Origin of the sequence: Streptococcus sp. HF-2466, assembly GCF_015594645.1 — a bacterium.
Taxonomy (GTDB): Bacteria; Bacillota; Bacilli; order Lactobacillales; family Streptococcaceae; genus Streptococcus; species Streptococcus anginosus.
Window position 1 is genome coordinate 66,273 of sequence record NZ_JADNQU010000001.1, and the last position, 26,513, is coordinate 92,785.

Genomic DNA, 26,513 nt, shown 5'->3' on the forward strand with positions numbered 1-26,513 from the left:
ATAAGTGGAGATATTGGTATGCAAATTGTAACATTATCAGAAGCAATTTCTAACATTAAATCTGAAGATATTGTAGGTATCTCAGGTTTTCTTGGAGTGGGTGAGCCATTTGAACTCATTGAAGAATTGGTTCGACAAAATCAACAGAACTTAACAATAGTATCTGTTGTTACCTCACAACCGGGTAAAGAGATTGGCGTTGGTCGCTTGTGTGAAAATCACCAAGTTAAAAAATATATCGCAGCTCATGTGGGAACTTCCGCTGCCGTACAACATGAATATTTTAGTGGCGATATGGAAGTTGAATTCACACCAATGGGAACCGTGGTTGAACGACTTCATGCTGCGGGTGCTGGTTTGGGAGCTGTTTTGACTCCGACTGGCGTTGGGACTATTTTGGAAAAAGATTATGAAAAAGTAGCTCGCAACGGCAGAGAATATCTTGTTTATGACCCTTTGAAAATTGATGTTGCTTTGATTAAGGCTACCAAGTCAGATAAATATGGCAATTTATACATTGATGGGACAACTAAAAATATTTCATTGCAGCTGGCTCTTGCAGCTGATACAGTCATTGTTGAAGCCAATGAAATTGTTGAAGTTGGGGAAATTGATCCTAACGATGTATATATTCCCGGAATTCTTGTAGACTATGTTGTTAAAAGCTTGACTTCTAAAGAACATCATGAAATGATGGGCGACCTCTGGATAGAGACTAAAAAATTGGCAGGGGTAAATTAATATGAAATCAAAAGAAATTATTGCAAGACGTGTAGCTCTTGAATTTAAAGATGGAGATGTCATCAACCTTGGTTTTGGGATTCCGAACGCTTCTGCTGATTACATTCCTGAAGGCGTGAATGTTATCCTTCAAGCAGAAAATGGTGCTCTTCGTTTTGGTGAGACACCAACAAAAGAAAACTACAATGCGAATCTGGCCAACTCTGGTGGAGCCCCCATTACTCTTTTACCGGGAGCATCTTTATTTGACCTTCAAACATCGTTTGCCATTATTCGTGGAGGCCACGTTGATGCTACAGTTTTAGGAGCGTTAGAAGTTAGCCAAGATAGTAGTATTGCAAACTGGATTATCCCCGATAAGTTTGCTCCAGGAATGGGGGGAGCTATGGATCTTCTAGTTGGTGCCAAAAGGGTTATCGCGGCCATTCAACATACTACCGTTGACGGCAAATCAAAACTGCTGAAAGAATGCACACTGCCCTTATCAGCTAAAGAAGTTTTGGATTTGGTCATCACAGAGCTAGCAGTATTTGGTTTTCAAGATGGGAAATTCCTTTTGAAAGAATTAGCTCCCGGTGTCTCTTTGGAAGAAGTTCTTGAAAAGACAGAGGGAGAAGTAATCGTGTCAGATGACTTAAAAACAATGTCTATCTAGTTAAATTATCAAGCAAATATAGCTACTGTTTGCCATAAAGTGTGTTACTATATGCTTATAACGAACTTTATCGATGATAAGTTTTTAATCAACCTATTAGCAACTGATCATCTATATTAAAAAGATCAGTTGCTATTTTATTCCTGACAAATTATATTACAAATATTGAAAGATAGGAGACGATGAACATGGATATTATTCAAATGACTTACTTTATCAATATCGTCGAATGTGGATGTAATCTTTCGATTGCTGCTAAAAAAATTCATATTAGTCAATCTGCTTTGAGTCAATTTGTCACAAATTTTGAAGCGACTGAAGGACTGCAGCTTTTTAATCGTAGAAATGGAAGATTAGAAAGTCTGACAGAAGCTGGTGGGAAAATTTATCGTTTTGCTACGGAAATTGTCAATCGTCATGAAGAAATGCAATCCATGATTCATATGGAAGCGCAAAAACAAAAAGGAACTATTAATTTAGGCATTCCTTCTCTGATTTTGCGTGTTTATTTTGCTAGTGCTCTTCCTAAATTTTTCAAGGATAATCCGCACATTAATATTCAAGTCGTAGAGGGAGGCAGTAAGGATTTACGCCAAAAATTTCTTGAAGGTGATTTAAATTTTGTTTTATTGATTGAGCCGACTAATTTAGATGCTAAAAAGTACGAGCAATATATTATACAAGCCGATGAATATGCAGCTTATATGGATAAAAATCATCCTTTAGCAGATAAAGAATTTCTTGAATGGAAAGACATCGCTGCTTATGATTTAGCAACATTTAATAAATCATTTACTACTTATGAATTAGTAGCTGAAAAATTAAAAAATAAAAAGATAGAGACAAATTTTACATATTTATCATCAGCATGGGATTTTTTAACAGAGTCTACGTATAAGAATGATATGATTGCTATTTTACCTCGTCCAGTAGAATATTTTGTGGATAAAAATAAGTTTAAAGCTGTTCGTTTTAAAGATCCGATTCCATTTAATATCTGGTTCTGTAGGTCGTATAAAGCAAATTATAATGAAGTTGAAGCATACGTTTATGAAGAACTTTTGAAAGGTTACTATCAGCCTATTTCGAGCCTTGATACCTAACAAAGGAGCAAATCGATGTCAAAAATTAGCACTATAGCAGCTATGATTGATTCATATACGAATACAGCAATCAAAAACTATGTAAAATCACATGATGAATCAACTTATTTTCCAAAGGAAATGTGGGATGAGTTGACGAACGAAATGGATATATTTTTGCCCATTTTATCTGAAGAGAATCACACTTTAAGTTCTGATTTCATCACATTTATCCGAAAAATTGCTAATGAATTTGCTGCTCTTTCAGCTATTTTATTAACACAAGGTTGCTATGGAATTTATTCTATTTTGAATTTTGGGACAGCAGAGCAAAAGGAATTATATCTTGAAAAGTTACTAAAAGGTCAGTACATAGCTGGATTAGGATTTTGCGAGTATAAACATCTAAAGGGGCTAGAAGATCTTGAAACGTATGCAACAAAGACTGAGCAGGGATGGTGTCTCTCAGGGAAAAAGGCGATGATTTCCAATAGCAGCGTTGCAGATATACTACTGGTTTTGGCAAAAGTAAAAGAACAAGGTAAGGTGGAGAAGTACGGACTCTTTATTGTTGATCCAAAAGATTCGGATGTGCTAATTGGTGAACAGATTGAAAAACCGGGCTTGATAGGTCTTCCTTTGAGTTCAGTCACGCTGAAAAATGTCTTGCTCCCGGAAAACGCCTTATTGGGAGACGAATTAGCCGGGGATGTCCAATTTGCTAACATCATTAAAAATATGCAACTTGGCTTAAGTGCTATTGCATTAGGTGTTGCTGAGGGGGCTTTCAATAAAGGTATTGAATTTGCAAAGGTGAAGAGAGGATTTGGAAAGCGTTTGATTGATGTGGAAATTCATCAAAATAAATTTGCTGATTTATACAATAAATTATGCTCTGCAGAAGCTTATTTTGATTCTTATCCTAGTCAAATTGAAGAAGATGCAAAATTTGTTTCTCGAATAAAACTGTACACGACGAAAGTTGCCATTGAGATATCCGATGAAATCCTTCGACTAATTGGTCCTTTACAAAAATTCGACAAGGTTAATATCAAACGTTATTTAAAGGATGCAGAAACTATTGAAAACTATGGAAGATCTGGAAATTCTATCAGAAGAGAAATTGCCGAAAGGTGGCTAAAGGAGTAAGAAATGACAGAACTCGCTCTACAAGAGTATCAATTTGGAGACATGAAATTAATTTGGTTACGTGGAGTTGACAAAATGACGGATGCAGGCACTTTATTTGGTCCTGTACCAAAAGTTGTTTGGTCACGCTATTATCCAACAACTGAAGAAAATATGATGGTTGAATTAACCGATCCAATATTGATTCAATACAAAAATAAAAATTATTTAATTGATGCAAGTTTTAACACTGCGAAACTATCTGATAAACAAAGACGAAATTTAGGGATTTTATCTGAAAGCAGAATTGAAGAGAGCTTGGAACTTTTAGGTTTGACTCCTGAAGATATTTCTTATGTGTTGATGACTCACATGCATCACGATCACTCTGGTGGATTGACAAAATTAAATGAAAATCATCAGTTGGTTTCAACTTTTCCTAATGCTAAGATTTTTGTAAATGATATTGAATGGTACGAGATGATGAACCCAAATAATCGGACTAAAGGGACTTATCTCAGAGAAAATTGGGAACCTATTCAACATCAAGTGGAGACATTTACGGAATACTTAAATGTCATACCGGAAATTCAAATGGTTCATACTGGTGGTCATAGCAATGGTCATAGTATCATTTTGTTGAAACAAGGAAATGAAACCATGATTCATATGGCAGACTTGCTCTTAACTCACGCGCATCGCAAGCCTGTATGGGTCGCTGCTGTAGATGATTACCCCATGCGTTCTATTATTGCAAAAGAAAAATGGCTCAAGGAAGCATTTGAAAATCATTATAAATTTTTCTTTTATCATGATCAATTTTTTGCTGTTGTAGAATTTGACAACGAAGGGAAAGAAATTGTTGACTATGTAAAACGGATTCGCGAACCAAGACTTCCGTTTACCGATAAACAGGATAGAAAGCCTGCTTTGTATCATTAAAATTCAAAAATTCGAAAATTGCCTTTTGTTTTTGAAAGGTGATTTTTTGTTGCATGATTTATCAATGCGGATTATTTAAAATTCTGATATAATGAAAATGTTAGAATACTGTAAGAAAGAGGTTTTCATGGCAACAATTCAATGGTTTCCAGGACACATGTCAAAAGCTAGGAGACAAGTACAAGAAAATATCAAATTTGTGGATTTTGTGACAATTTTAGTAGATGCGCGTTTGCCATTATCTAGTCAAAATCCTATGCTAACTAAAATCGTGGGAGAGAAACCCAAGCTTCTTATTTTAAATAAGGGGGATTTAGCTGATTCTGATCTGACGAAAGAGTGGCGAAGATATTTTGAAAGTCAAGGTATCAAGACCTTGGCAATCAATTCTAAAGAACAATCAACTGTTAAAAAAGTCACAGAAGCAGCTAAGTCATTGATGAAAGAAAAAATTGCTCGGCAAAAAGAACGTGGGATCCAAATTGAAACATTGCGGACTATGATTATCGGTATCCCGAACGCTGGTAAATCAACCCTGATGAACCGTTTAGCTGGGAAAAAAATCGCTGTGACTGGAAATAAACCGGGTGTTACCAAGGGGCAGCAGTGGCTCAAATCTAATAGGAACTTGGAAATTTTAGATACTCCAGGAATTCTCTGGCCTAAGTTTGAAGATGAAAAAGTTGCTTTGAAACTCGCTTTAACAGGAGCGATTAAAGACGATTTGCTTCCAATGGATGAGGTTACTATTTTTGGAATCAATTATTTCAAAGAACATTATCCAAAGGAACTTCAAGAACGGTTCAAGCAAATGGACTTGGAAGAAGAAGCACCGGAAATCATTATGGATATGACACAAAAATTGGGTTTTCGAGATGATTATGATCGTTTTTATCGTCTTTTTATCAAAGACATTCGTGACGGTAAATTGGGACGTTATACTTTAGATACTTTAGGTGAGATACATGGCAACGATTAAAGAGATTCAAGAAATCTTATCTGAAATAACAGACATAGAGAGTCCTGTTTTTGAGCAATTTCGAGATGATAGTCGAGCTGGTGTCCACAAGCTCATTGTGAAACGTAAAAAACAAATTCAAGCTGAATTGGACGAATACCGTCGTTTGGAGCAAATGTTACGATATGAAAAGGAGCTTTATGCTACTGGTTGCCAATATATCGCTGGGATTGATGAGGTTGGGCGTGGCCCCTTAGCAGGTCCTGTTGTGGCAGCGGCAGTTATTTTACCTAAAAACTGTAAAATCAAAGGTCTCAACGATAGCAAGAAAGTTCCCAAGAAAAAGCACAAAGAAATCTATCAAGAAGTGCTCAAACAAGCAATTTCAGTTGGTATTGGTATCAAGGATAATCAAGTTATTGATGAAGTGAATATCTATGAAGCGACGAAATTAGCTATGCTAGAGGCGGTGGGAAATCTTGAAGTTGCTCCGCAACATCTCTTGATTGATGCTATGCAGTTAGATGTTCAAGTTCCGCAAACGTCTATTATCAAAGGAGACGCCAATTCGCTGTCTATTGCGGCCGCTTCAATCGTAGCCAAGGTGACTAGAGATCGCATGATGACAAATTATGAGCTAACTTATCCAGGTTATGACTTTGCACACAATGTTGGTTATGGAACCCAGCATCATTTAGAAGGATTGAAACGAAAGGGAATCACTCCTATTCATCGGACAACCTTTGAACCAATTAAATCCATGCTTGAAGAAGTCGAGGACAAGAGATGATTATTACTAAAGTTTTAAATAATAATGTGGTCATTTCTGAAGAAAACCACCAAGAAGTAGTGTTGATGGGACGTGGACTGGCTTTTGGATGTAAAGCAGGAGATGATATTCGGGATAATCTGATTGAGAAAAAATATGTTTTGTCAGAAAACAAGCGTGAATTATTGTTAGAATTACCTGCTGACATCATAGAAATGGCTGATAAAATTATCACTTACGCACATGCAAAAATAAATAAAAAATTGCAAGATGGTGCTTTTTTAGCAATGGCTGACCATATGTATGGTGTTGTTCTGCGGACAAAAGATCAATTCTTTATGAAAAATTTCCTCATGTGGGACATTAAGCGATTTTTTCCTGACGAATTTGAAGTTGGCAAGTATGCCAATCAATTGTTGGGTGACTATTTAGGGCAAGATTTACCTTTGGACGAAGCAGGTTTTATGGCTTTGACCATTGTCAATGCTGAATTAGATAATGGCAATGTAGCCGCTCAAGATTTGACGCAACTAATGGAAGAAATCATGACAATCGTCAAATACAGCTTAAAGATCTCATTAGATGACGAGGATATTTATGTTTAACGCTTTATTACGCATCTGAAATTTTTTTGCGAACGTGTTTTAACGGACACCGGACATCAGGAGTTAGATGACAACGATATGTTTGATTTACTGAAAATTAAGTATCCATCAGCTTATGAAACAGCAACAAAGATTACCCAATATCTCAAGCAGACGCGAAATTATCAGACGTCTGATGATGAACAAATATATCTAACCATTCACTTATCAAGAATGAAAAGGAACGTCAATGAAAACTGAATATGAAAAAATGATTGCAGGAGAATTATACAATCCGCAGGATTCCGAATTACGAAAATTGGTAACACGTTCTCGTCAATTTCAATACGCATTTAATGCAGAACAGGACGGTAAAAAAAGAAGTAAACTCGTAAAAGAATGGTTCGGCTCAACTGGTGAGAACATTTCGATGAAACCAAACTTTGTATGCGATTATGGTATCAACATTCACTTAGGAGAAAATTTCTATTCTAATTGGAATTTGACCATGCTTGATGTTTGTCCGATTATTATTGGAAAAAATGCATTGTTTGGACCAAATTGTCAACTTCTGACTCCTCTTCATCCTTTAGATGCACAAGAGCGCATATCAGGCGTAGAGTACGGTGCACCAATTACCATTGGCAATAATTTCTGGGCGGGTGGCGGTGTAACGATTTTGCCTGGAGTAACATTGGGAGACAATGTCGTCGTTGGAGCAGGCTCGGTTGTTACCAAATCTTATGGTGATAATGTTGTTTTGGCTGGAAACCCGGCTCGAATTATTAAAGAATTAGATAAAATGTGAAAAGCGAGAAATTCTCGTTTTTTTAATTCCTTTTACGAATAATATAAGTGAAGTGTAATTAAAAAGTAAAAGGAATGATAAAATGGATAATTTTGATATTTATAAATTAAAAGAAGCTGGCTTGACCAATCAGCAGGTCATCAATGTTCTCTCGTATGCTGAGATACAAGAAAAAGAATTATCGGTAAAAGATATGGCAGTTGTTTCGGAATGCCGTAATCCTGCTCTTTTCATTGAAAAATATCTGCAGCTAGATGATGATTTATTACGTCAAGAATTTGAAAAGTTCTCATCCTTTTCTATCTTGGATGATGTGTATCCTTGGGATTTGAGCGAAATTTACAATCCGCCCGTTCTTCTTTTTTATAAAGGTAATTTGGATTTGCTAAAATTACCTAAAGTAGCTGTTGTAGGAAGTCGGAATAGTAGCCGAGTAGGCAGTCAATCCGTTCAAAAGATTATTAAAGAGCTAAGCAATGAATTGGTTATCGTGAGTGGTTTAGCACGCGGAATTGATACCTCGGCTCACATGGCAGCATTGCAAAATGGTGGTCGAACAATTGCAGTTATCGGAACGGGTCTAGACGTTTTTTATCCAAGGGCGAATAAAAAACTCCAATCGTATTTGGGAGAACATCATCTAGTACTTAGTGAATATGGTTCTGAAGCAGAGCCATTAAAATTTCATTTTCCAGAGCGTAATCGGATTATAGCAGGATTGTGCAGAGGGGTTATTGTTGCTGAAGCCAAAATGCGCTCAGGAAGTTTAATTACTTGTGAGCGCGCAATGGAAGAAGGACGAGATGTGTTTGCTATTCCAGGGTCAATTTTAGACGGCAGAAGTGATGGCTGTCATCATTTGATTCAAGAGGGTGCAAAGTGTGTCACATCAGGCGCTGACGTACTTTCTGAATTCCAATTTTAAAACAAGTTCTCCTATAAGAGAATGTTACTAGTTGACATCTTAAAAAAAATAGTTTAAACTCTATGAGGTTTATTACTTTTAGAAGGTGTTTATATTGGTAACGAAAACAAAGAAAAAAACAACAGCCAAAAAGAATCTGGTGATTGTAGAATCGCCAGCTAAAGCAAAAACAATTGAAAAATATTTAGGACGGAACTATAAGGTTTTAGCCAGTGTTGGACATATTCGAGATTTGAAAAAGTCTACCATGTCCATCGATTTTGAAAACAACTATGAGCCAGAATATATCAATATTCGCGGGAAAGGGCCTCTTATCAATGATTTGAAAAAAGAAGCTAAAAAAGCGAAACAAGTCTATCTTGCAAGTGACCCGGACCGTGAAGGAGAAGCTATTTCTTGGCATTTGGCTCATATCTTAAATCTGGACGAGACAGATAAAAATCGTGTTGTTTTCAACGAAATCACGAAAGATGCAGTAAAAAATGCTTTTAAAGAACCGCGCCAGATTGACATGGATTTGGTAGATGCTCAACAAGCGCGTCGTGTCCTTGACCGTATTGTGGGGTACTCTATCTCTCCAATTCTCTGGAAAAAAGTCAAAAAGGGATTGTCAGCTGGACGTGTGCAATCTGTTACCTTGAAACTCATCATTGACCGTGAAAATGAAATCAATGCTTTTAAGCCGGAAGAGTATTGGACGATTGACGGAACTTTCAAAAAAGGAACTCGTCAATTTCAAGCCAGCTTTTATGGCATGAATGGCAAGAAGATGAAGCTTGCTACCAACGATGATGTAAAAAACGTCCTTTCTCATATTGAAGGCGATGAATTTACTGTCGAAAGCGTTGAGAAAAAGGAACGCAAGCGCAATGCTCCGCTGCCTTATACCACATCATCTATGCAGCAGGACGCTGCCAATAAAATTAATTTCCGAACTCGTAAGACCATGATGGTTGCTCAGCAGCTCTATGAAGGAATTAATATCGGATCTGGTGTGCAAGGTTTGATTACCTATATGCGTACAGACTCCACTCGTATTAGTCCAGTGGCTCAAAACGAAGCTGCAACCTTTATTACAGATCGTTTTGGTGAGAAATATTCTAAACACGGTAGTAGAGTCCGAAATGCTTCTGGCGCACAAGACGCCCATGAAGCGATTCGTCCGTCAAGTGTGTTCAACACACCTGAAAATATCGCGAAATATCTAGATAAAGATCAATTAAAACTATACACGCTGATTTGGAATCGTTTTGTGGCTAGTCAAATGACTGCAGCAGTATTTGACACTATGAGTGTGAAGTTGGAGCAAAACGGTGTTCAATTTGCTGCAAATGGTAGTCAAGTTAAATTTGACGGTTATCTAGCTATTTACAATGATTCTGATAAGAATAAAATGTTGCCTGATATGGAAAAGGGTGACATAGTGAAACGGGTCAATACCAATCCTGAACAGCATTTCACACAACCACCTGCTCGTTACTCTGAAGCGACCTTGATTAAGACATTGGAAGAAAATGGTGTCGGACGTCCATCAACTTATGCACCAACAATCGAAACTATTCAAAAACGCTACTATGTCAAATTAGTTTCTAAGCGCTTTGAGCCAACTGAACTGGGAGAAATCGTGAATTCTCTGATTGTTGAATTTTTCCCCGATATTGTCAATGTGAAGTTTACCGCTGATATGGAAGCTAAGCTAGATGATGTCGAAGTAGGAAAAGAGCAATGGCAAAAGGTCATTGATGAATTTTATAAGCCATTTGAAAAAGAAGTTGCAAAAGCAGAAACTGAAATGGAAAAAATTCAAATCAAAGATGAACCTGCTGGATTTGACTGTGAAGTCTGTGGAAGTCCTATGGTTATCAAATTGGGCCGCTATGGTAAATTCTATGCATGTAGCAATTTTCCTGACTGTCGTCATACTCAAGCGATTGTCAAAGAAATCGGTGTAGAGTGTCCTAAGTGTCACAAAGGGCAAATCATTGAGCGCAAAACCAAACGCAATCGCCTTTTCTATGGCTGCAATCGCTACCCAGATTGTGACTTTACTTCTTGGGATAAACCGATTGGTCGCTCTTGTCCAAAATGCGGTCAGTATCTTGTAGAAAAGAAAGTTCGTGGTGGAGGCAAGCAAGTTGTCTGCAGTAATGGGGATTACGAAGAAGAAAAAGTAAAATAAGTTAAAGATGTTTACGTAATTTATTTTATGTAAACTTTCTTTGTATATAGCAAAGGAAACTGTATGAAAGAGAAATTTGATGAATTTTTAAAGATTGCAAAGGAATTGAACGGAATTGGAATCACTCCTTTGCTTATGGGTTCACTAGGGCTTGAACAGGTAACTGACCACGACTGGCAAGCACGAGATATTGATATCCATGTTCCAGGAGATCCTAGGGGATGGGACGCACCTGATGAGGTACGAATTTATGATTTTAAAAAGATTGAAACGATTATGAACCGGCTTGGCTACCAATTAGTAGATTTGCACGAGCACGAATTTCAAAAAGGAAATCTATCGGTTGAGTTTGGTAGCATGAATACTTTGGAAAACTTTGCTGGGATTCCTTTAGATGAATTGGTAAAACATGAAACAGCAGGGGTAATTTATTTTCTTCCTGATGTTGAACAATATCTTAAGATTTACACAGCATCTTCGCAAGATTCCTATCGAAATGACCAAAATAATGATAAGGATTTTGTTAAAATTGCTTATCTGGAAAAAATGTTAAAGAAATAGATACATGACCAATCATTATATTCTTTACACCAATGTTTGAGGATGGATACTAATAAGTTAGTGTATTTGCATTCTAGAAAGTCTCACTCGTCAGTAGGGGCTTTTTCTGTTATAATGGTTAAGAATAATTAGAAAGATTTGTGGGAGTCTCCTCCCAAAGAGGTATTTGTTTCATGTCTCAATCTTACATCAATGTCATAGGAGCTGGTCTTGCAGGTAGTGAAGCAGCCTATCAAATTGCTAAACGCGGTATTCCTGTTAAGCTGTATGAAATGCGAGGAGTGAAATCTACTCCACAACATAAGACTAGTGATTTTGCAGAGCTAGTCTGTTCTAACTCTCTACGGGGGGATTCGCTAACGAATGCGGTTGGTCTCTTAAAAGAAGAAATGCGCCGTTTGGATTCCATCATTATGAGAGCAGCAGAAGCTACGCGTGTTCCTGCTGGAGGAGCATTAGCAGTTGACCGTGACGGTTTTTCACAAATGGTGACTGATGAGGTGACAAACCACCCTTTAATCGAAGTTATTCGTGAGGAAATTACCAAAATTCCTGATGATACGATTACTGTTATTGCGACGGGACCTTTGACAAGTGATACACTCGCCGAAAAGATTCACGCGCTAAATGGTGGAGCTGGATTCTATTTTTATGATGCAGCAGCACCGATTGTAGATGTCAATACAATTGACATGGAGAAAGTTTACCTCAAATCTCGCTATGACAAGGGAGAGGCTGCTTATCTCAATGCTCCTATGACTAAGAATGAGTTTATGGCTTTTCATGACGCTTTGGTAAATGCCGAGGAAGCACCGTTAAATAGCTTTGAAAAAGAAAAATACTTTGAAGGCTGTATGCCGATTGAGGTGATGGCAAAAAGAGGAATAAAAACCATGCTCTATGGACCTATGAAGCCAGTTGGTTTGGAATACCCGGATGACTATAAAGGACCCCGTGACGGTGAATTTAAGACACCCTATGCAGTTGTGCAGCTTCGTCAGGACAATGCAGCTGGAAGCCTTTATAATATCGTTGGTTTTCAAACTCATCTCAAATGGGGAGAACAGAAGCGCGTTTTTCGGATGATTCCGGGATTAGAAAATGCAGAATTTGTTCGCTATGGAGTTATGCACCGCAATTCTTACATGGATTCACCAAATCTCCTGACACAGACGTTCCAGTCTAAAAAACAAGAGAATATCTTTTTTGCAGGTCAGATGACCGGTGTAGAAGGGTATGTGGAATCCGCTGCATCTGGGCTGGTAGCCGGTATCAATGCAACTAGACTTTTCAATGGAGAAGAAGCTCTGGTCTTTCCAGAAACAACTGCTATTGGAAGCTTACCTCATTATATCACGCATGCTGATAGCAAACATTTCCAGCCGATGAATGTCAATTTTGGAATTATCAAGGAGTTGGACGGTCCACGCATTCGAGACAAAAAAGAACGCTATGAAAAAATATCAAAACGAGCGCTAGAAGCTATCGAAAATTATCAAAATCTCTAGTTTTCTTTTGGAAAGGATAGAAATAATGATGATTTATTATAAAAGTATTAAAAAAGTTAGGCATTCCCTAACTTTTTTGCATATTTTATGATATAATAGATAAAAATTTTGAAAATAGAAAGTTTTCTGACAATGAATCAATCCTATTTTTACCTTGAAGTAAGGGAACATGCATTAGAAGTGCCTTATAGCAAACAAAAGCGTCGTGTTCGAGTGCTACTTCCTAGAAATTATGAGCAAGATACTCAGAAATCCTATCCTGTAGTTTATTTTCACGACGGTCAAAATATCCTTTATAGTAAAGAGTCTTTTAGTGGACATTCTTGGAAAATCATTCCAACGATTAAGAGAAATCCCGATATTGAAAAAATGATTGTGGTGGCGATTGACAATGACGGTTTTAATCGAATGAATGAGTATTCTGCATGGAAATATCAAGAATCAACTATTCCAGGTATGCAATTTGGCGGCAAGGGGACAGAATATGCGGAGTTTGTCATGGAAGTTGTTAAACCCTTTGTTGACGAGTATTATCGTACCAAGTCAGACCGAGCGCACACGGCTATGGTTGGTTCTTCTTTAGGCGGAAACATTACACAGTTTATGGGAATTGAATACCAAGAGCAAATTGGCTGCTTGGGTGTTTTCTCATCTGCAAACTGGCTGCATCAGGAAGCGTTCAATCGTTATATAGAACGCCATAACTTATTAGCAGATCAGCGTATTTATATTTATGTTGGAACAGAAGAAGCAGATGACACCGATAAAACCTTGATGGTTGGCAATATCAAGCAAGCTTATATTGATTCGTCATTAACCTACTTCCGTCAGTTAATAGCGGGCGGTTTGGATTTGGAAAATCTGTTGTTTCATATCCAAGCTGGGGCAGAACACAATGAAGTAGTCTGGGCTGAGCATTTACCTGCCTGTCTTCGCTTCTTTAGCGAAAAATGGTAAATAAATTAATTAAGAATATGAGGAGAGAATTTATATGCACGTTGAATTTTTAAGTCATTGGAGTGGTCATTTAAATCGTGAAATGTATGTGAATCGTTACGGGAACGCTGGAATACCTGTAGTCGTTTTTGCTTCGTCTGGTGGCAGTCACAATGAATATGCAGATTTTGGTATGATTGAGGCTTGTTCATGGTTTATCGAAACAGGAAAAATTCAATTCTTCACTTTGAGTAGTGTAGATAGTGAAAGCTGGCTGGCTGATTGGAAAGCTCCTCACGACCGCGCGGAAATGCACCGAGCTTATGAGCGCTATGTCATTGAGGAAGCCATTCCTTTTATCAAGCATAAAACAGGTTGGTTTGATCCAATGATGACGACAGGTTGTTCCATGGGAGCCTATCACGCTGTTAATTTCTTTCTCCAGCACCCCGATGTCTTTAACAAGGTCATCGCCCTCAGCGGAGTTTACGATGCCCGCTTCTTTGTCGGTGATTATTTAGATGATGAAGCAATTTATCAAAATTCACCAGCAGATTACATTTGGAATCAAAACGATGGTTGGTTTATTGACCGCTATCGCAATGCTGATATCATTGTCTGTACAGGACTTGGTGCATGGGAGCAGGATGGACTACCTTCTTTCTACACCTTAAAAGAAGCTTTCGAGCATAAGAACATTCCTGCATGGTTTGCTGAATGGGGATATGATGTTTCGCATGACTGGATTTGGTGGCGCAAGCAAATGCCTTATTTTCTCAGTCAATTAAACTTATGATTAGAAAGGAAACAATATTATGAACTATATCGTTATTTCACCTTATTATCCACAAAATTTTCAACAATTTACCGTTGAACTTGCTAACAAAGGAATTACTGTTTTAGGGATTGGGCAAGAGCCTTATGATCAATTAGATCAACCTTTGAAAAATGCTTTAACAGAATATTTTCGTGTGGAAAATCTAGAAAATCTCGATGAAGTGAAACGTGCTGTAGCTTTCCTTTTTTACAAGCACGGACCAATTGACCGCATTGAGTCACACAATGAATATTGGTTGGACCAAGACGCAAAATTACGTGAACAATTTAATGTTGTAGGACCAAAGCCAAAAGACTTGAAAAAGACAAAATTTAAGTCTGAAATGAAGAAACTCTTTAAAAAGGCTGGAGTTCCTGTCGTTCCTGGTCAAATTGTAAAAACCTTGCAGGCAGTTGACATGGCTGTCAGTAAAATTGGACTTCCGATGATTGCGAAGCCAGACAATGGAGTTGGCGCAGCAGGAACTTATAAATTGGAAACCACTGAAGATGTTGAACAATTTAAACAAGAGTGGGATAAGCAAACCGTTTATTTCTTTGAAAAATTCGTTGATTCTGGACAAATTTGTACGTTTGACGGATTACTGGATTCAAAAGGAAATATTGTGTTTTCAACAACTTTTGATTATGCTTATACCCCTTTAGACTTAGTTTTGAATCATTATGAAAACTCATATTATATTATAAAAGACATGGATCCCAAGTTACGTCAATATGGGGAAGCTATCATTAAAGCGTTTGGCATGAAAGAACGCTTCTTCCATATTGAATTTTTCCGTGACGGAGATGATTATATTGCCATAGAATACAATAATCGTCCAGCAGGTGCTTTTACGATTGATTTGTATAACTTTGCTCACTCCATTGACCTTTATCGTGGATATGCAGATATTGTGAATGGCGAACCTTTCCCACAACCTCAAGTCGAAGCACAATATGGCTTGGTTACTTCACGCCGTTCAACCTCAAATTATGTGTATTCAGAAGAAGAATTGCGTGCAAAGTACGGCGATAAATTAAAAGCAGTCAAAATCATGCCAAAGGCATTTGCAGACTTACAAGGAGATGTTCATTATATTTTGACAACACCAAGTCGTTCGGAAATCGATCAAATGATAGAGGATTTTGGGAAAAAGTAGAAAAATCTATTTGTGAAATTTTTATTTAGTCAATTCAAATCAGCTTGCCAGCAAGGTTAGCTGATTTTTCTTTGTGAAATTGTTCAAGCATAAATTTTGACAGTATTTTTTAGTTTGGATAGAATGAAATTATAGAATTACACTCATAGAAAGGCTCGACTATGTCAACTTTAGATAAAAATCTTTTGCTAGAGATGTTTCGTAAGATGGAAGAGATCCGTCGGATGGACTTAAAAATTGCCCAACTCGTAAAAAAGGGGAAAGTTCCAGGAATGACTCACTTTTCTGTTGGAGAAGAAGCAGCTAGCGTTGGAGCTATGCTGGCCCTCAATCCTGATGATTTGATTACTTCTAACCACCGTGGTCATGGTCAGGCGATTGCCAAAGGAATTGATCTGAACGGCATGATGGCAGAAATCATGGGCAAATATAACGGAACCTGCAAAGGAAAAGGTGGCTCCATGCACATTGCTGATTTGGATGCCGGAAACTTAGGAGCAAATGGTATCGTTGGCGGAGGCATGGGAATTGCAGTCGGTGTTGCCCTCACTCAGCAAATGCACCAAACAGATAAAATCGTGGTTTGCTTCTTTGGTGACGGAGCAACGAACGAAGGTATTTTTCATGAAGCGGTTAATATGGCTTCTATTTGGAATTTGCCAGTGATTTTCTATTGTATCAATAATGGCTATGGTATTTCTGCGGATATTAAGAAAATGACCAATATAGAGCACATTCATGAGCGGAGTGCTGCCTATGGTATTCCTGGCATCTTTATCCCAGACGGGAACAACGTTATTGAGGTCTATGAAGGTTTTCAAAAAGCTGTTAAATACGTTCGAAGTGGTAAAGGGCCTGTCTTGATTGAAAGTGTTACTTATCGCTGGTTAGGACATTCTTCTTCTGATCCTGGTAAGTATCGAACGCGCAAAGAAGTAGAGGAGTGGAAGAAAAAAGACCCAATCGAAAATCTTCGTAAATACTTGCTAGCAAATCAGATTGCAAGCGACGAAGAGTTAGAAGCTATCCAAGCAGAGGTTAAAGAAGCAGTGGAAGCATCTGTAAAATTTGCAGAGGAAAGTCCATTCCCACCGCTTGAGTCAGCTTTTGAAGATATTTACGCGGACTAAGAGAGGAGATAAAATGGAAACAAAAACAATGTCCTTCCGTGATACCATTATCCTTGCCATGTCTGAGGAAATGCGTCGCGATGAAAATGTACTCTTGATGGGAGAAGATGTCGGAGTCTTTGGTGGAGATTTCGGAACATCTGTTGGTATGCTGGAAGAGTTCGGGCTAGAGCGTGTACGTGACTGTCCGATTTCGGAAGCAGCTATTTCTGGAGCAGCAGCAGGAGCAGCCATGACTGGGCTACGCCCAATTGTAGATATGACTTTTATGGATTTTTCTGTCATTGCCATGGATGCTATTGTTAATCAAGCCGCTAAGACTCGCTATATGTTTGGTGGCAAAGGTCAAGTTCCGATGACAATTCGCTGCGCAGCTGGAAATGGTGTCGGATCAGCTGCTCAACACTCACAATCTTTGGAATCTTGGTTTACCCACATTCCAGGTTTAAAGGTCGTGGCACCTGGCACTCCTGCGGATATGAAAGGGTTGCTAAAATCTTCTATCCGCGACAACAATCCTGTTATTATCCTTGAGTACAAATCAGAATTCAACCAAAAAGGCGAAGTTCCGCTTGATCCTGATTATACAATCCCTCTCGGTGTTGGTGACATCAAAAAAGAGGGAACGGACGTGACAGTTGTGACCTATGGAAAAATGCTCCGTAGGGTTATGCAAGCAGCTGAAGAATTGGTAGAAGAAGGCATTTCAGTAGAAGTGGTTGATCCTCGTACCTTGGTGCCTCTGGACAAGGATATCATTATCAACTCAGTCAAAAAAACAGGAAAAGTCGTTCTAGTCAATGATGCCCATAAAACTAGTGGTTATATCGGTGAAATTTCCGCTATTATTTCTGAATCAGAAGCATTTGACTATTTGGATGCACCAATTCGCCGTTGTGCTGGCGAAGATGTTCCTATGCCCTATGCTCAGAATCTTGAAAATGCTATGATTCCGACAGTTGAAAGTATCAAAGAGGTTATCCGTAAGACTTACAATAAAGAATAAAACTGAAATTGATATTGGCTACAACGTTTTTACATAACTAAAATTATGTAAAAACAAAAACAGTCCAAGATTAAAGAACAATCAATAAAAAAAAGAAATAGGAGAAGCTATGACTGATGATAAGTTAAGAGCGACCCCTGCTGCTAGAAAATTAGCAGATGATTTGGGTATCAATCTCTATGACGTATCTGGTACTGGCGCAAAGGGACGCATTCACAAAGAAGATATTGAAAGTTATCGAGAATTCAATATTGTGAAAATTACGCCCCTTGCAAAATGTATTGCAGAAGAAAATAACATCGCTTGGCAGGAAATCCAAGGGACAGGCGTGCACGGCAAGATTATGAAAAAGGATATTCTGGCTTTGCTGCCTGAAAATGTTGACTCAGACAGTATCAAGTCTCCGGCTCAAATTGAGAAAGCGGAAGAAATACCTGACAACACCACTCCTTATGGAGAAATTAAGCGCCTTCCAATGACGCCAATGCGGAAGGTCATTGCTAAACGAATGGTGGATTCTTATCTGACAGCACCAACTTTCACTCTCAATTATGACGTAGATATGACAGAGTTGCTGGCGCTGCGCAAGAGGGTTTTAGAGACAATTATGGAAGCGACAGGAAAGAAAATGACGGTTACGGATTTACTTTCTATGGCAGTTGTTAAAATCTTAATGAAGCACCCTTATCTCAATTCGTCTCTGACAGAAGACGGGCAGACTGTTATTATGCACAATTATGTCAATCTGGCTATGGCTGTTGGGATGGACAATGGGCTTATGACACCAGTGGTTTACAATGCCGAAAAAATGAGTCTGTCTGAGTTAGTCGTTGCCTTTAAGGATGTGATTGAACGGACTTTAAATGGAAAATTAGCACCAAGCGAATTGCAAAACTCAACTTTTACGATTAGTAATCTAGGAATGTTTGGTGTTCAATCGTTCGGCCCAATTATCAATCAACCCAATTCAGCGATTTTGGGCGTTAGCTCAACCGTTGAAAAACCAGTCGTAGTGAACGGAGAGATTGTTATTCGACCAATCATGAGTCTTGGATTAACTATTGACCACCGAGTTGTGGACGGTATGGCAGGTGCTAAATTCATGAAAGACCTAAAAGAACTGATTGAAGATCCGATTTCAATGTTGGTGTAAAAAAAGTTAAAATGAGAGGAAAATAAAAACATGGCCTTAGAAGTAATTATGCCAAAAGCCGGCGTTGATATGACAGAAGGACAGATTGTTCAATGGAATAAAAAAGTTGGCGAATTTGTAAAAGAAGGAGAGATCCTTCTGGAAATCATGACAGATAAAGTCAGCATGGAGTTAGAAGCAGAGGAAGACGGCTACTTGATTGCTATCTTGAAAGGAGATGGTGAGACTGTTCCTGTAACGGAAGTTATCGGTTATCTGGGCGAAGAAGGAGAAAATATTCCGACTGCTCTGGCTACTTCAGATGATAGTCCAACACCAACTGCAACCACAACTTCTAACGACGATAATAAGAGTAATGACGCTTATGATATTGTGGTTATTGGTGGCGGACCAGCTGGCTATGTGGCAGCGATTAAAGCAGCTCAATTAGGAGGCAAGATTGCCCTTGTTGAAAAATCTGAACTAGGTGGAACCTGCCTCAACCGTGGCTGTATCCCGACTAAGACCTACCTCCACAATGCTGAAATTATTGAAAGTCTAGCCCATGCAGCAAATCGTGGTATTATCATTGAAAATCCAAACTTTACTGTCAATATGGATAAAGTTTTGGAAACCAAAAACAAGGTTGTCAATACACTTGTCGGAGGCGTTGCAGGTCTGCTTCGCAGCTACAGCGTTGATGTTTACAAAGGAATTGGTACCATTACCAAAGATAAGAATGTCTTGGTGAATGGTGCTGAACTTCTTGAGACCAAGAAGATTATCTTAGCTGGTGGATCAAAAGTCAGCAAGATTAACGTTCCAGGCATGGAATCATCACTTGTTATGACTAGCGATGATATTCTGGATATGAAGGAAGTTCCAGAAAGTTTAATAATCATTGGTGGTGGCGTTGTTGGTATTGAGCTAGGACAGGCTTTCATGACCTTTGGTAGCAAGGTGACGGTTGTCGAAATGATGAATCGGATTGTTCCAGCTATGGATGCAGAAGTCTCTAAAAACCTTCGGCTCATCCTTGAGCGCAAGGGCATGACCATTTTGACAGAGACCAAGTTGGAAGAAATTGTCGAAGAAAATGGCAAGCTCCGCATCAAAGTTGCAGGAAAAGAAGATATCATAGCTGATAAAGCTTTGCTTTCTATTGGACGCGTACCTGATTTGGAGGGAATTGGCGAGGTTGACTTTGAACTAGACCGTGGTCGCATCAAGGTCAATGAATATATGGAAACTTCTGTTTCAGGAATTTACGCACCAGGAGACATTAACGGTACCAAGATGTTGGCGCATGCAGCCTTTCGTATGGGAGAAATAGCTGCAGAGAATGCTCTCAAAGGCAATCACGTAGTTGCTAAATTAAATCTAACTCCAGCAGCCATCTACACTTTACCAGAAGTTGCGGCAGTCGGTCTGACAGAAGAACAAGCTCGCGAAAAATACGATGTAGCTATCGGCAAATTCAACTTCGCAGCAAACGGACGAGCAATTGCATCTGATGCTGCTCAAGGATTTGTCAAAGTGATTGCTGATAAGAAATACGGAGAAGTTCTCGGTGTTCACATTATCGGCCCTGCAGCAGCTGAGTTAATCAATGAAGCTTCTACTATCATCGAAATGGAAATCACGGTGGAAGAAATGCTCAAAACCATTCACGGTCATCCGACATTCTCAGAAGTTATGTACGAAGCATTTGCAGACGTACTCGGCATGGCTATTCATGCTCCAAAGAAAAGATAAGAGGCACTATGAAATACATTATCAATAATAGTAACGATACAGCTTTCAATATCGCTCTTGAGGAATATGCTTTCAAGCATCTCCTTGATGAAGATATGATTTTCTTACTTTGGATCAATAAACCCTCTATCATTGTCGGACGTCATCAGAATACTATTGAAGAAATCAATCGTGACTATGTCCGAGAGCATGGCATTGAGGTTGTTCGTCGTATCAGTGGAGGTGGAGCCGTCTATCACGACTATAACAATCTCAACTACACCATCATTTCCAAAGAATCTGAGAACAAAGCCTTTGATTTTAAGAGCTTCTCTATTCCGGTCATCAAGACCTTGGAAGCATTAGGTGTAAAAGCCGAATTTACAGGGCGCAACGATTTGGAAATTGACAGTAAAAAGTTCTGTGGCAATGCTCAGGCCTACATCAATGGCCGAATCATGCATCACGGTTGCTTGCTGTTTGACGTAGAATTATCCGTCTTAGCGAATGCCTTAAAAGTTTCCAAGGACAAGTTCGAGTCCAAAGGTGTTAAGTCTGTTCGAGCTCGTGTAACCAATATCATTGATGAATTGCCTGAAAAGATTACTGTCGAGCAATTTCGCGACCTCCTGCTAGACTATATGAAGAAAGAATATCCAGAAATGACAGAATATGTCTTCTCCGATGATGAACTAGCTGAAATCAACCATATCAAGGAAACTAAATTTGCTACTTGGGATTGGAACTATGGCAAATCGCCAGAGTACAATGTTCATCGTAGTACCAAATTTACTAGCGGTAAAGTGGAAATCTTTGCCAATGTTGTTCAGTCAAAAATCGAAAACATCAAAATTTACGGAGATTTTTTTGGAATCGAAGATGTAGCAGCAGTAGAAGAAGTCCTCAAGGGTGTTAAATATGAAAGAGAAGATGTTTTAAATGCTCTTGAAAACCTGGATATTTCTCGCTATTTCGCTGGAATTAGCCAAGAAGAAATTGCAGAAGCAGTGGTTGGCTAAATCACAAGACTATAACAAAATAAAAACATTCTTACATTTATTTAACTAAGGATGTTTTTTCTATAGTTTGAAGAAGTTGGTTATCAGAATGTTCAGATGCTTATGGGATACACCACAGCCAATAATCGTTTGGAGAATATCTGCTTTGGAGCAAGTTCCTTATTATCGAACCCTACAGAAATTATTGGATAGATTTTTTATAAAGAGGACGAAACATCATAGCAAATGCGAGGTTTTCCTTCATTATTATATTGACAAGCAACTAGAAAAGTACTAGACTAAAGTTAGAAATACATCATAAAATGTCACAAAAATCTGTCAAACTTCTTCGTTTTAGAAAGGATGGTTACTATGGCTAAATTAGATGGAAAAGTTGCTTTGATTACTGGAGCTGCTGTCGGTCTGGGTCAGGGCATTGCCTCAGTCTATGCTAAATATGGCGCCAAGCTCTGCCTTTTCGATCGAGACCCTCAAGTAGAAGCAACTGCTCAAGAACTTTGTGACAGCTACCAAATAGATATTATCAGCTATATCGGTGATGTCAGTCGTCTAGAAGATTTGGAAGCGGCTGTCTCTCAGACTATCCAAGCCTTTGGGCATCTTGATATTGCCTGCTGTAATGCTGGTATCTGCAAGCTGGCGCCCTTTGAAGAAATGACAGACCAGATACGGGATCAACATATTAATGTCAATATCAAGGGCGTTTGGAACACTTGTCAGGCAACCATCAAGCCCATGTTGAAACAGAGAGCAGGCGCTATCGTCATCGCATCATCTGTGACAGGCGATTTGGTTGCTGATGCTGGAGAAGCAGCTTACGCGATGACCAAGGCAGCTCTGGTCGGCTTAACCAAGGCCTTGGCAGTAGAATATGCCGATCGCAATATCCGGGTTAACTGCAGCCAGCTAGGCTATGCTCGGACACCGATGGTCGAAAAAATGGCCCTGGAATCCAACCCAGAACATCCAGAAGTTCCTATTCAAGATATTGCGACCGCTGTCCCAATGAAAAGATTAGCTAAACCGCAAGAAGTAGGGGAACTCTTTGCCTTTTTAGGTAGTGACGAATCCTCCTATCTTACAGGATCTCAAATTGTCATTGACGGTGGTAGTACCCTACCAGAAACTATGAGCATGGGCACAAACTAGCAGCATTTAGCTCAATTCAAATAAAAAGTTTGCATACCTTAAATTATGCAAACTTTTTATTTTATAAATTATCCAATGCATTTTTTTGTTCGTCATTAACAATATGGGTGTAGAGATCTGTAACTTGAGTACTGGCATGTCCTAGCTGATGACTGACCAAAACTTGAGATTTAGTAGCATCATAAAGTCGAGTAGCCAGCGTATGGCGGAGTTTGTGAGGCGTCACTCGAACTTTAAAATCTTCAGAATACTTAGCAACCATCTTTTCTACGCTAGAAACATCAATCCGATTGGGAACCCCTCTATATTCTGTCAAAAAGAGGGCGGTATCTTGCTTTTGGGCTTTGTATCGAGCCTTACGAATGACTAAATACTGTTCTAGATAAGGTTTCGCAAAGCTTGCTACATTGACAGAATCTCTTTTCCCGCCCTTACGAGTAACTTCAATGACCATCATTTTGAGATTTAGGTCTTTCAAATCAAGATTTACTGCCTCGGATAGACGAACACCAGATGCAAGAAGCAGTGCTATGATTGCCAAATCTCGCTCTTTATTTTTGTCAAAAGAGGAGAGAGCCCGATTTGATAAATTTTTAGGGTATTCTTCATCAATATAATTCAAAAATTGTTCAGTTTCTTCGCCCAAAAAGAGTTTTTGTTTGATGTTTTCAGCGCGCGCAGCTAAAGTTTCTCTCTTTTTCTTAGTAGACACTTTTTTCATGACATTACGATAGAAATAAGGTTCCCCATTCTCATTTTCCACCTCTTCAGTTAAATATTTATAAAGGCTAGAGAGAGCAGAAAGAGTGCGATTAATGGTGGTTTGCGATACTCCGTTCTGTGTAGTATTAGCATTCAGCAATGGACGCTCCCGTAAGTAAAGAATAAACGCTTCCATATCTTTTTTAGTCATATTTTCCAATACTGACAGAGGAATTTCTGCAATCTGTGACCCATCAGCAATTCCAGAGTCTAAAATCCAATGAAAAAAACGGTCATATTCTTTGAGATATTCATATAAGGTTGTAAAACTGTATGGAACAGTCAATTTAGACTGATAGTATTCCAAAACGTACCAAGGCATGATGGCCTTTAGTTTTTCAATTCTTTCTAACAATATTTCGCGTTTCACTAAGATATTCTCCATCATTTTCTATACTATAATAGAAGTATAGCACACTCCTGTATTTTTTTCAAGAAAATTATAGTTTTTCGGAAAGATGTGTGTAAGGGGCTATTGAAAGATTCGTTTCTTTACTTTGTAATAGATAATACACAATACAAAATAAGATCGGTTGGAATCACTGAATTTTATACAACTGATCTTATTATATTATCAATATCGTTATATCGTTATCGTTTTGAATATCTTGGTTTTGTTTTTTTATATTTTCTAGTTCAGTAAGTATTTTGCATAAAGACAATATTGATTTATCATAGCACGACGCACGACAGATACCTGCGCGTTGTAATTGTCCTCAGTTTTTTCAAAAAAATAAAACAGCCCACCAAATTGAACTGCTTTATTCCAATCATCATTTACTACAAAATATGTTTATTTCCGTTTTTTCTTAGCCTTTCTCATTTTATTTGCCATACGTTTCATGGCTTGTTTGGTTGCAAATTCACCAATTTTTCCTTTAAGTCCGCCACCAAACATCTGGCTCATGTCAGGATTTCCAGCACCTCCTAGAGCGGACATGTCCATATTTTGAAGGGCTGACATATCCATACCGTTCATATTTGGTATATTTTTCGGTAAATTGTTAGGATTGAGCCCCATTTGCTTCATCACCTTATTCATATCGCCAGACATGACACCTTGCATGACGGATTTTGCTTGGTTAAAGTCCTTAATAAACTTATTCACTTCGACAAAGCTATTACCAGAACCTGCAGCAATCCGACGGCGACGACTTGGATTAAGAAGGTCGGGATTTTCCCGTTCGACAGGTGTCATAGATGATACAATGGCACGTTTACGAGCAATTTCGTTTTCATCTACCTTAAAATTCTTCATCGCAGGGTTGTTAGCCATACCAGGAATCATCTTTAGCAAGTCTTCCATTGGTCCCATGTTTTGCACTTGATCTAGCTGGTCGATGAAATCATTGAAATCAAAAGTGTTTTCTCGCATTTTTTCAGCCATCTCAAGTGATTTCTGTTCATCGTATTCCTGAGAAGCTTTTTCAATCAAGGTCAACATATCTCCCATGCCCAAAATGCGGCTAGACATTCGGTCTGGGTGGAAGGTTTCAATATCGGTAATTTTTTCACCAGTACCAGTGAACTTGATTGGTTTACCAGTGATTTGCCGGACAGATAAGGCTGCACCACCACGTGTATCGCCGTCAATCTTGGTCAGAATAACCCCAGTCACTTCCAACTGAGCGTTGAATTCGCGAGCTACATTGGCGGCTTCTTGACCAATCATAGCATCTACGACCAAGAGGATTTCATTTGGTTGAGCCAGTGCTTTGACATCGCGCAGCTCATTCATGAGTTTTTCGTCAATTTGTAAACGACCTGCCGTATCAATCAAGACATAGTCGTTGTGATTAGCCTTGGCTTGCTCCAGACCTTGACGAACAATATCTACTGCTGGTACTGCTGTGCCTAGCGAAAAGACTGGTACATCGATTTGCTGACCAAGAGTTTTAAGCTGGTCAATGGCCGCCGGACGATAAATATCAGCAGCTATCATCAAAGGACGAGCGCCTTCTTCCTTCTTGAGTTTATTGGCCAACTTTCCGGCAAACGTAGTCTTACCAGCACCTTGAAGACCGACCATCATGATAATAGTCGGGATTTTTGGAGATTTGATAATTTCTGCCGTATCAGAGCCTAATACAGCGGTCAATTCTTCATCAACGATCTTGATGATTTGTTGAGCAGGATTTAGTGTATCAATGACTTCGTGTCCGACAGCGCGCTCACGAACTTTCTTGATAAAGTCTTTAACAACTGGCAAAGCCACATCGGCTTCCAAGAGTGCCAAGCGAATTTCTTTGGTTGCCTCTTGAACATCGCTCTCTGAAATTTTTCCTTTTCTGCGTAGATTTTTAAAAACATTCTGTAAACGTTCAGTTAAACTTTCAAATGCCATAAATTTTATTTCTCCTAGTTATTGTTATTGATGATGTTTTGGTATTTTTGAGTCGACAATTCACTATTCTCGATTGTCAATACTGGATAAAATTGCAATTTGCTCTTGTAAATAGGTGTCATCTGCATACTTTTCCATTATTTGATCGAAAATCTGACTTCTGACGATATAGTCTGAATACATGTGGAGCTTCTTTTCGTAGTCTTCCAGAATCTTTTCTGTTCGTTTGATATTATCATAAACAGCCTGACGACTAACTTGAAATTCTTCAGCAATCTCAGCTAAACTATAATCATCTGCATAATAAAGCTCGATATAATTCATTTGTTTATCTGTTAAAAGCGCTGCATAAAACTCAAAAAGAGCATTCATTCGGTTGGTTTTTTCAATTTCCATAAAGATTATTATATCAAAAAATACAGATAAACTCTACTAGTGAAGAGCTTTACTCACTAAAAAACACTCTTAAATCACTAAGAGTGTTT

Annotated in this window: 24 protein-coding genes and 1 pseudogene; 22 read left to right on the forward strand and 3 right to left on the reverse strand. The window is 38.6% G+C overall.

The features are described from left to right. The first annotated feature begins 18 nt into the window (after nt 1-18). The 22 genes and pseudogenes from IYQ91_RS00355 (at nt 19) to ucpA (ending at nt 22,922) form a co-directional block, all read left to right on the forward strand. Nucleotides 19-741: a CoA transferase subunit A gene (locus tag IYQ91_RS00355; protein ID WP_003030281.1), complete on the forward strand. Its 723-nt coding sequence runs from the start codon at nt 19-21 to the stop codon at nt 739-741. Between the two features lies 1 nt (nt 742). Then, nucleotides 743-1,396, forward strand: coding sequence for a 3-oxoacid CoA-transferase subunit B (locus IYQ91_RS00360; protein ID WP_195672743.1), 654 nt, complete (start codon nt 743-745; stop codon nt 1,394-1,396). 188 nt (nt 1,397-1,584) lie between these two features. Beyond that, the gene (locus tag IYQ91_RS00365) at nt 1,585-2,499 is read left to right on the forward strand and encodes a LysR family transcriptional regulator (RefSeq protein WP_022525128.1); all 915 of its coding nucleotides are present in this window, start codon (nt 1,585-1,587) and stop codon (nt 2,497-2,499) included. A 15-nt stretch (nt 2,500-2,514) separates the two neighbouring features. Continuing rightward, nucleotides 2,515-3,627 (forward strand): acyl-CoA dehydrogenase family protein, encoded by a 1,113-nt coding sequence (locus IYQ91_RS00370; protein ID WP_195672744.1) that lies wholly within the window; start codon nt 2,515-2,517, stop codon nt 3,625-3,627. A 3-nt stretch (nt 3,628-3,630) separates the two neighbouring features. Then, complete coding sequence (locus tag IYQ91_RS00375; protein ID WP_022525860.1) at nt 3,631-4,548, forward strand: MBL fold metallo-hydrolase; 918 nt, start codon at nt 3,631-3,633, stop codon at nt 4,546-4,548. Between the two features lie 127 nt (nt 4,549-4,675). After that, on the forward strand, nt 4,676-5,527 hold the full coding sequence (gene ylqF, locus IYQ91_RS00380; protein WP_117644463.1) for a ribosome biogenesis GTPase YlqF: 852 nt from the start codon (nt 4,676-4,678) through the stop codon (nt 5,525-5,527). Then, nucleotides 5,514-6,296 (forward strand): ribonuclease HII, encoded by a 783-nt coding sequence (locus IYQ91_RS00385; protein WP_106384757.1) that lies wholly within the window; start codon nt 5,514-5,516, stop codon nt 6,294-6,296. The genes ylqF and IYQ91_RS00385 overlap by 14 nt, the downstream gene beginning before the upstream one ends. Then, a pseudogene (locus IYQ91_RS00390) lies at nt 6,293-7,120 on the forward strand (PRD domain-containing protein). The gene IYQ91_RS00385 and the pseudogene IYQ91_RS00390 overlap by 4 nt, the downstream one beginning before the upstream one ends. After that, a complete protein-coding gene (locus IYQ91_RS00395; RefSeq protein WP_117644465.1) occupies nt 7,110-7,667 on the forward strand; it encodes a sugar O-acetyltransferase in 558 nt (185 codons plus the stop codon). The pseudogene IYQ91_RS00390 and the gene IYQ91_RS00395 overlap by 11 nt, the downstream one beginning before the upstream one ends. 82 nt (nt 7,668-7,749) lie before the next feature. Beyond that, nucleotides 7,750-8,592 (forward strand): DNA-processing protein DprA, encoded by an 843-nt coding sequence (dprA, locus tag IYQ91_RS00400; protein WP_117644466.1) that lies wholly within the window; start codon nt 7,750-7,752, stop codon nt 8,590-8,592. A gap of 94 nt (nt 8,593-8,686) precedes the next feature. Further along, nucleotides 8,687-10,771 (forward strand): type I DNA topoisomerase, encoded by a 2,085-nt coding sequence (gene topA / locus IYQ91_RS00405; RefSeq protein WP_229311575.1) that lies wholly within the window; start codon nt 8,687-8,689, stop codon nt 10,769-10,771. Between the two features lie 63 nt (nt 10,772-10,834). After that, the gene (locus IYQ91_RS00410; RefSeq protein WP_049508513.1) at nt 10,835-11,332 is read left to right on the forward strand and encodes a phosphoribosylanthranilate isomerase; all 498 of its coding nucleotides are present in this window, start codon (nt 10,835-10,837) and stop codon (nt 11,330-11,332) included. 173 nt (nt 11,333-11,505) lie between these two features. Beyond that, nucleotides 11,506-12,840: a methylenetetrahydrofolate--tRNA-(uracil(54)-C(5))-methyltransferase (FADH(2)-oxidizing) TrmFO gene (gene trmFO, locus IYQ91_RS00415; protein ID WP_195672746.1), complete on the forward strand. Its 1,335-nt coding sequence runs from the start codon at nt 11,506-11,508 to the stop codon at nt 12,838-12,840. Nucleotides 12,841-12,972: 132 nt separating this feature from the next. Continuing rightward, nucleotides 12,973-13,797: an alpha/beta hydrolase gene (locus IYQ91_RS00420; RefSeq protein WP_195672747.1), complete on the forward strand. Its 825-nt coding sequence runs from the start codon at nt 12,973-12,975 to the stop codon at nt 13,795-13,797. A gap of 34 nt (nt 13,798-13,831) precedes the next feature. Then, on the forward strand, nt 13,832-14,572 hold the full coding sequence (locus IYQ91_RS00425; RefSeq protein WP_195672748.1) for an esterase family protein: 741 nt from the start codon (nt 13,832-13,834) through the stop codon (nt 14,570-14,572). A 19-nt stretch (nt 14,573-14,591) separates the two neighbouring features. After that, nucleotides 14,592-15,752: an ATP-grasp domain-containing protein gene (locus IYQ91_RS00430; protein ID WP_106079310.1), complete on the forward strand. Its 1,161-nt coding sequence runs from the start codon at nt 14,592-14,594 to the stop codon at nt 15,750-15,752. A 161-nt stretch (nt 15,753-15,913) separates the two neighbouring features. Continuing rightward, nucleotides 15,914-16,882, forward strand: coding sequence for a thiamine pyrophosphate-dependent dehydrogenase E1 component subunit alpha (locus IYQ91_RS00435; protein WP_195672749.1), 969 nt, complete (start codon nt 15,914-15,916; stop codon nt 16,880-16,882). 13 nt (nt 16,883-16,895) lie between these two features. After that, entirely contained in the window at nt 16,896-17,888 is a 993-nt protein-coding gene (locus IYQ91_RS00440; protein WP_195672750.1) for an alpha-ketoacid dehydrogenase subunit beta, read from the forward strand. Nucleotides 17,889-17,997: 109 nt separating this feature from the next. Further along, nucleotides 17,998-19,041 (forward strand): dihydrolipoamide acetyltransferase, encoded by a 1,044-nt coding sequence (locus tag IYQ91_RS00445; RefSeq protein WP_195672751.1) that lies wholly within the window; start codon nt 17,998-18,000, stop codon nt 19,039-19,041. A 30-nt stretch (nt 19,042-19,071) separates the two neighbouring features. Further along, nucleotides 19,072-20,775 (forward strand): dihydrolipoyl dehydrogenase, encoded by a 1,704-nt coding sequence (gene lpdA, locus IYQ91_RS00450; RefSeq protein ID WP_195672752.1) that lies wholly within the window; start codon nt 19,072-19,074, stop codon nt 20,773-20,775. Between the two features lie 8 nt (nt 20,776-20,783). Then, nucleotides 20,784-21,773: a lipoate--protein ligase gene (locus IYQ91_RS00455; protein WP_021001687.1), complete on the forward strand. Its 990-nt coding sequence runs from the start codon at nt 20,784-20,786 to the stop codon at nt 21,771-21,773. 351 nt (nt 21,774-22,124) lie between these two features. After that, nucleotides 22,125-22,922, forward strand: a complete 798-nt coding sequence (gene ucpA / locus IYQ91_RS00460; protein ID WP_195672753.1) for an SDR family oxidoreductase UcpA — start codon at nt 22,125-22,127, stop codon at nt 22,920-22,922. Between the two features lie 61 nt (nt 22,923-22,983). Here ucpA and xerS read toward each other — a convergent pair whose 3' ends face one another. The 3 genes from xerS to IYQ91_RS00475 all read right to left on the reverse strand — a co-directional run bounded on the left by xerS (nt 22,984) and on the right by IYQ91_RS00475 (nt 26,424). After that, entirely contained in the window at nt 22,984-24,054 is a 1,071-nt protein-coding gene (gene xerS / locus IYQ91_RS00465; protein ID WP_195672754.1) for a tyrosine recombinase XerS, read from the reverse strand. Between the two features lie 423 nt (nt 24,055-24,477). Then, entirely contained in the window at nt 24,478-26,028 is a 1,551-nt protein-coding gene (gene ffh, locus IYQ91_RS00470) for a signal recognition particle protein (protein WP_195672755.1), read from the reverse strand. 63 nt (nt 26,029-26,091) lie between these two features. After that, on the reverse strand, nt 26,092-26,424 hold the full coding sequence (locus IYQ91_RS00475; protein WP_195672756.1) for a putative DNA-binding protein: 333 nt from the start codon (nt 26,422-26,424) through the stop codon (nt 26,092-26,094). Nucleotides 26,425-26,513: the final 89 nt, after the last annotated feature.

Bases quoted from the DNA above. Each gene is read 5' to 3' on its own strand.
- IYQ91_RS00355 (WP_003030281.1), top strand. From the start codon at position 19: ATGCAAATTGTAACATTATCAGAAGCAATTTCTAACATTAAATCTGAA.
- IYQ91_RS00360 (WP_195672743.1), top strand. From the start codon at position 743: ATGAAATCAAAAGAAATTATTGCAAGACGTGTAGCTCTTGAATTTAAA.
- IYQ91_RS00365 (WP_022525128.1), top strand. From the start codon at position 1,585: ATGGATATTATTCAAATGACTTACTTTATCAATATCGTCGAATGTGGA.
- IYQ91_RS00370 (WP_195672744.1), top strand. From the start codon at position 2,515: ATGTCAAAAATTAGCACTATAGCAGCTATGATTGATTCATATACGAAT.
- IYQ91_RS00375 (WP_022525860.1), top strand. From the start codon at position 3,631: ATGACAGAACTCGCTCTACAAGAGTATCAATTTGGAGACATGAAATTA.
- ylqF (WP_117644463.1), top strand. From the start codon at position 4,676: ATGGCAACAATTCAATGGTTTCCAGGACACATGTCAAAAGCTAGGAGA.
- IYQ91_RS00385 (WP_106384757.1), top strand. From the start codon at position 5,514: ATGGCAACGATTAAAGAGATTCAAGAAATCTTATCTGAAATAACAGAC.
- IYQ91_RS00395 (WP_117644465.1), top strand. From the start codon at position 7,110: ATGAAAACTGAATATGAAAAAATGATTGCAGGAGAATTATACAATCCG.
- dprA (WP_117644466.1), top strand. From the start codon at position 7,750: ATGGATAATTTTGATATTTATAAATTAAAAGAAGCTGGCTTGACCAAT.
- IYQ91_RS00410 (WP_049508513.1), top strand. From the start codon at position 10,835: ATGAAAGAGAAATTTGATGAATTTTTAAAGATTGCAAAGGAATTGAAC.
- trmFO (WP_195672746.1), top strand. From the start codon at position 11,506: ATGTCTCAATCTTACATCAATGTCATAGGAGCTGGTCTTGCAGGTAGT.
- IYQ91_RS00420 (WP_195672747.1), top strand. From the start codon at position 12,973: ATGAATCAATCCTATTTTTACCTTGAAGTAAGGGAACATGCATTAGAA.
- IYQ91_RS00425 (WP_195672748.1), top strand. From the start codon at position 13,832: ATGCACGTTGAATTTTTAAGTCATTGGAGTGGTCATTTAAATCGTGAA.
- IYQ91_RS00430 (WP_106079310.1), top strand. From the start codon at position 14,592: ATGAACTATATCGTTATTTCACCTTATTATCCACAAAATTTTCAACAA.
- IYQ91_RS00435 (WP_195672749.1), top strand. From the start codon at position 15,914: ATGTCAACTTTAGATAAAAATCTTTTGCTAGAGATGTTTCGTAAGATG.
- IYQ91_RS00440 (WP_195672750.1), top strand. From the start codon at position 16,896: ATGGAAACAAAAACAATGTCCTTCCGTGATACCATTATCCTTGCCATG.
- IYQ91_RS00445 (WP_195672751.1), top strand. From the start codon at position 17,998: ATGACTGATGATAAGTTAAGAGCGACCCCTGCTGCTAGAAAATTAGCA.
- lpdA (WP_195672752.1), top strand. From the start codon at position 19,072: ATGGCCTTAGAAGTAATTATGCCAAAAGCCGGCGTTGATATGACAGAA.
- IYQ91_RS00455 (WP_021001687.1), top strand. From the start codon at position 20,784: ATGAAATACATTATCAATAATAGTAACGATACAGCTTTCAATATCGCT.
- ucpA (WP_195672753.1), top strand. From the start codon at position 22,125: ATGGCTAAATTAGATGGAAAAGTTGCTTTGATTACTGGAGCTGCTGTC.
- ffh (WP_195672755.1), bottom strand. From the start codon at position 26,028: ATGGCATTTGAAAGTTTAACTGAACGTTTACAGAATGTTTTTAAAAAT.
- IYQ91_RS00475 (WP_195672756.1), bottom strand. From the start codon at position 26,424: ATGGAAATTGAAAAAACCAACCGAATGAATGCTCTTTTTGAGTTTTAT.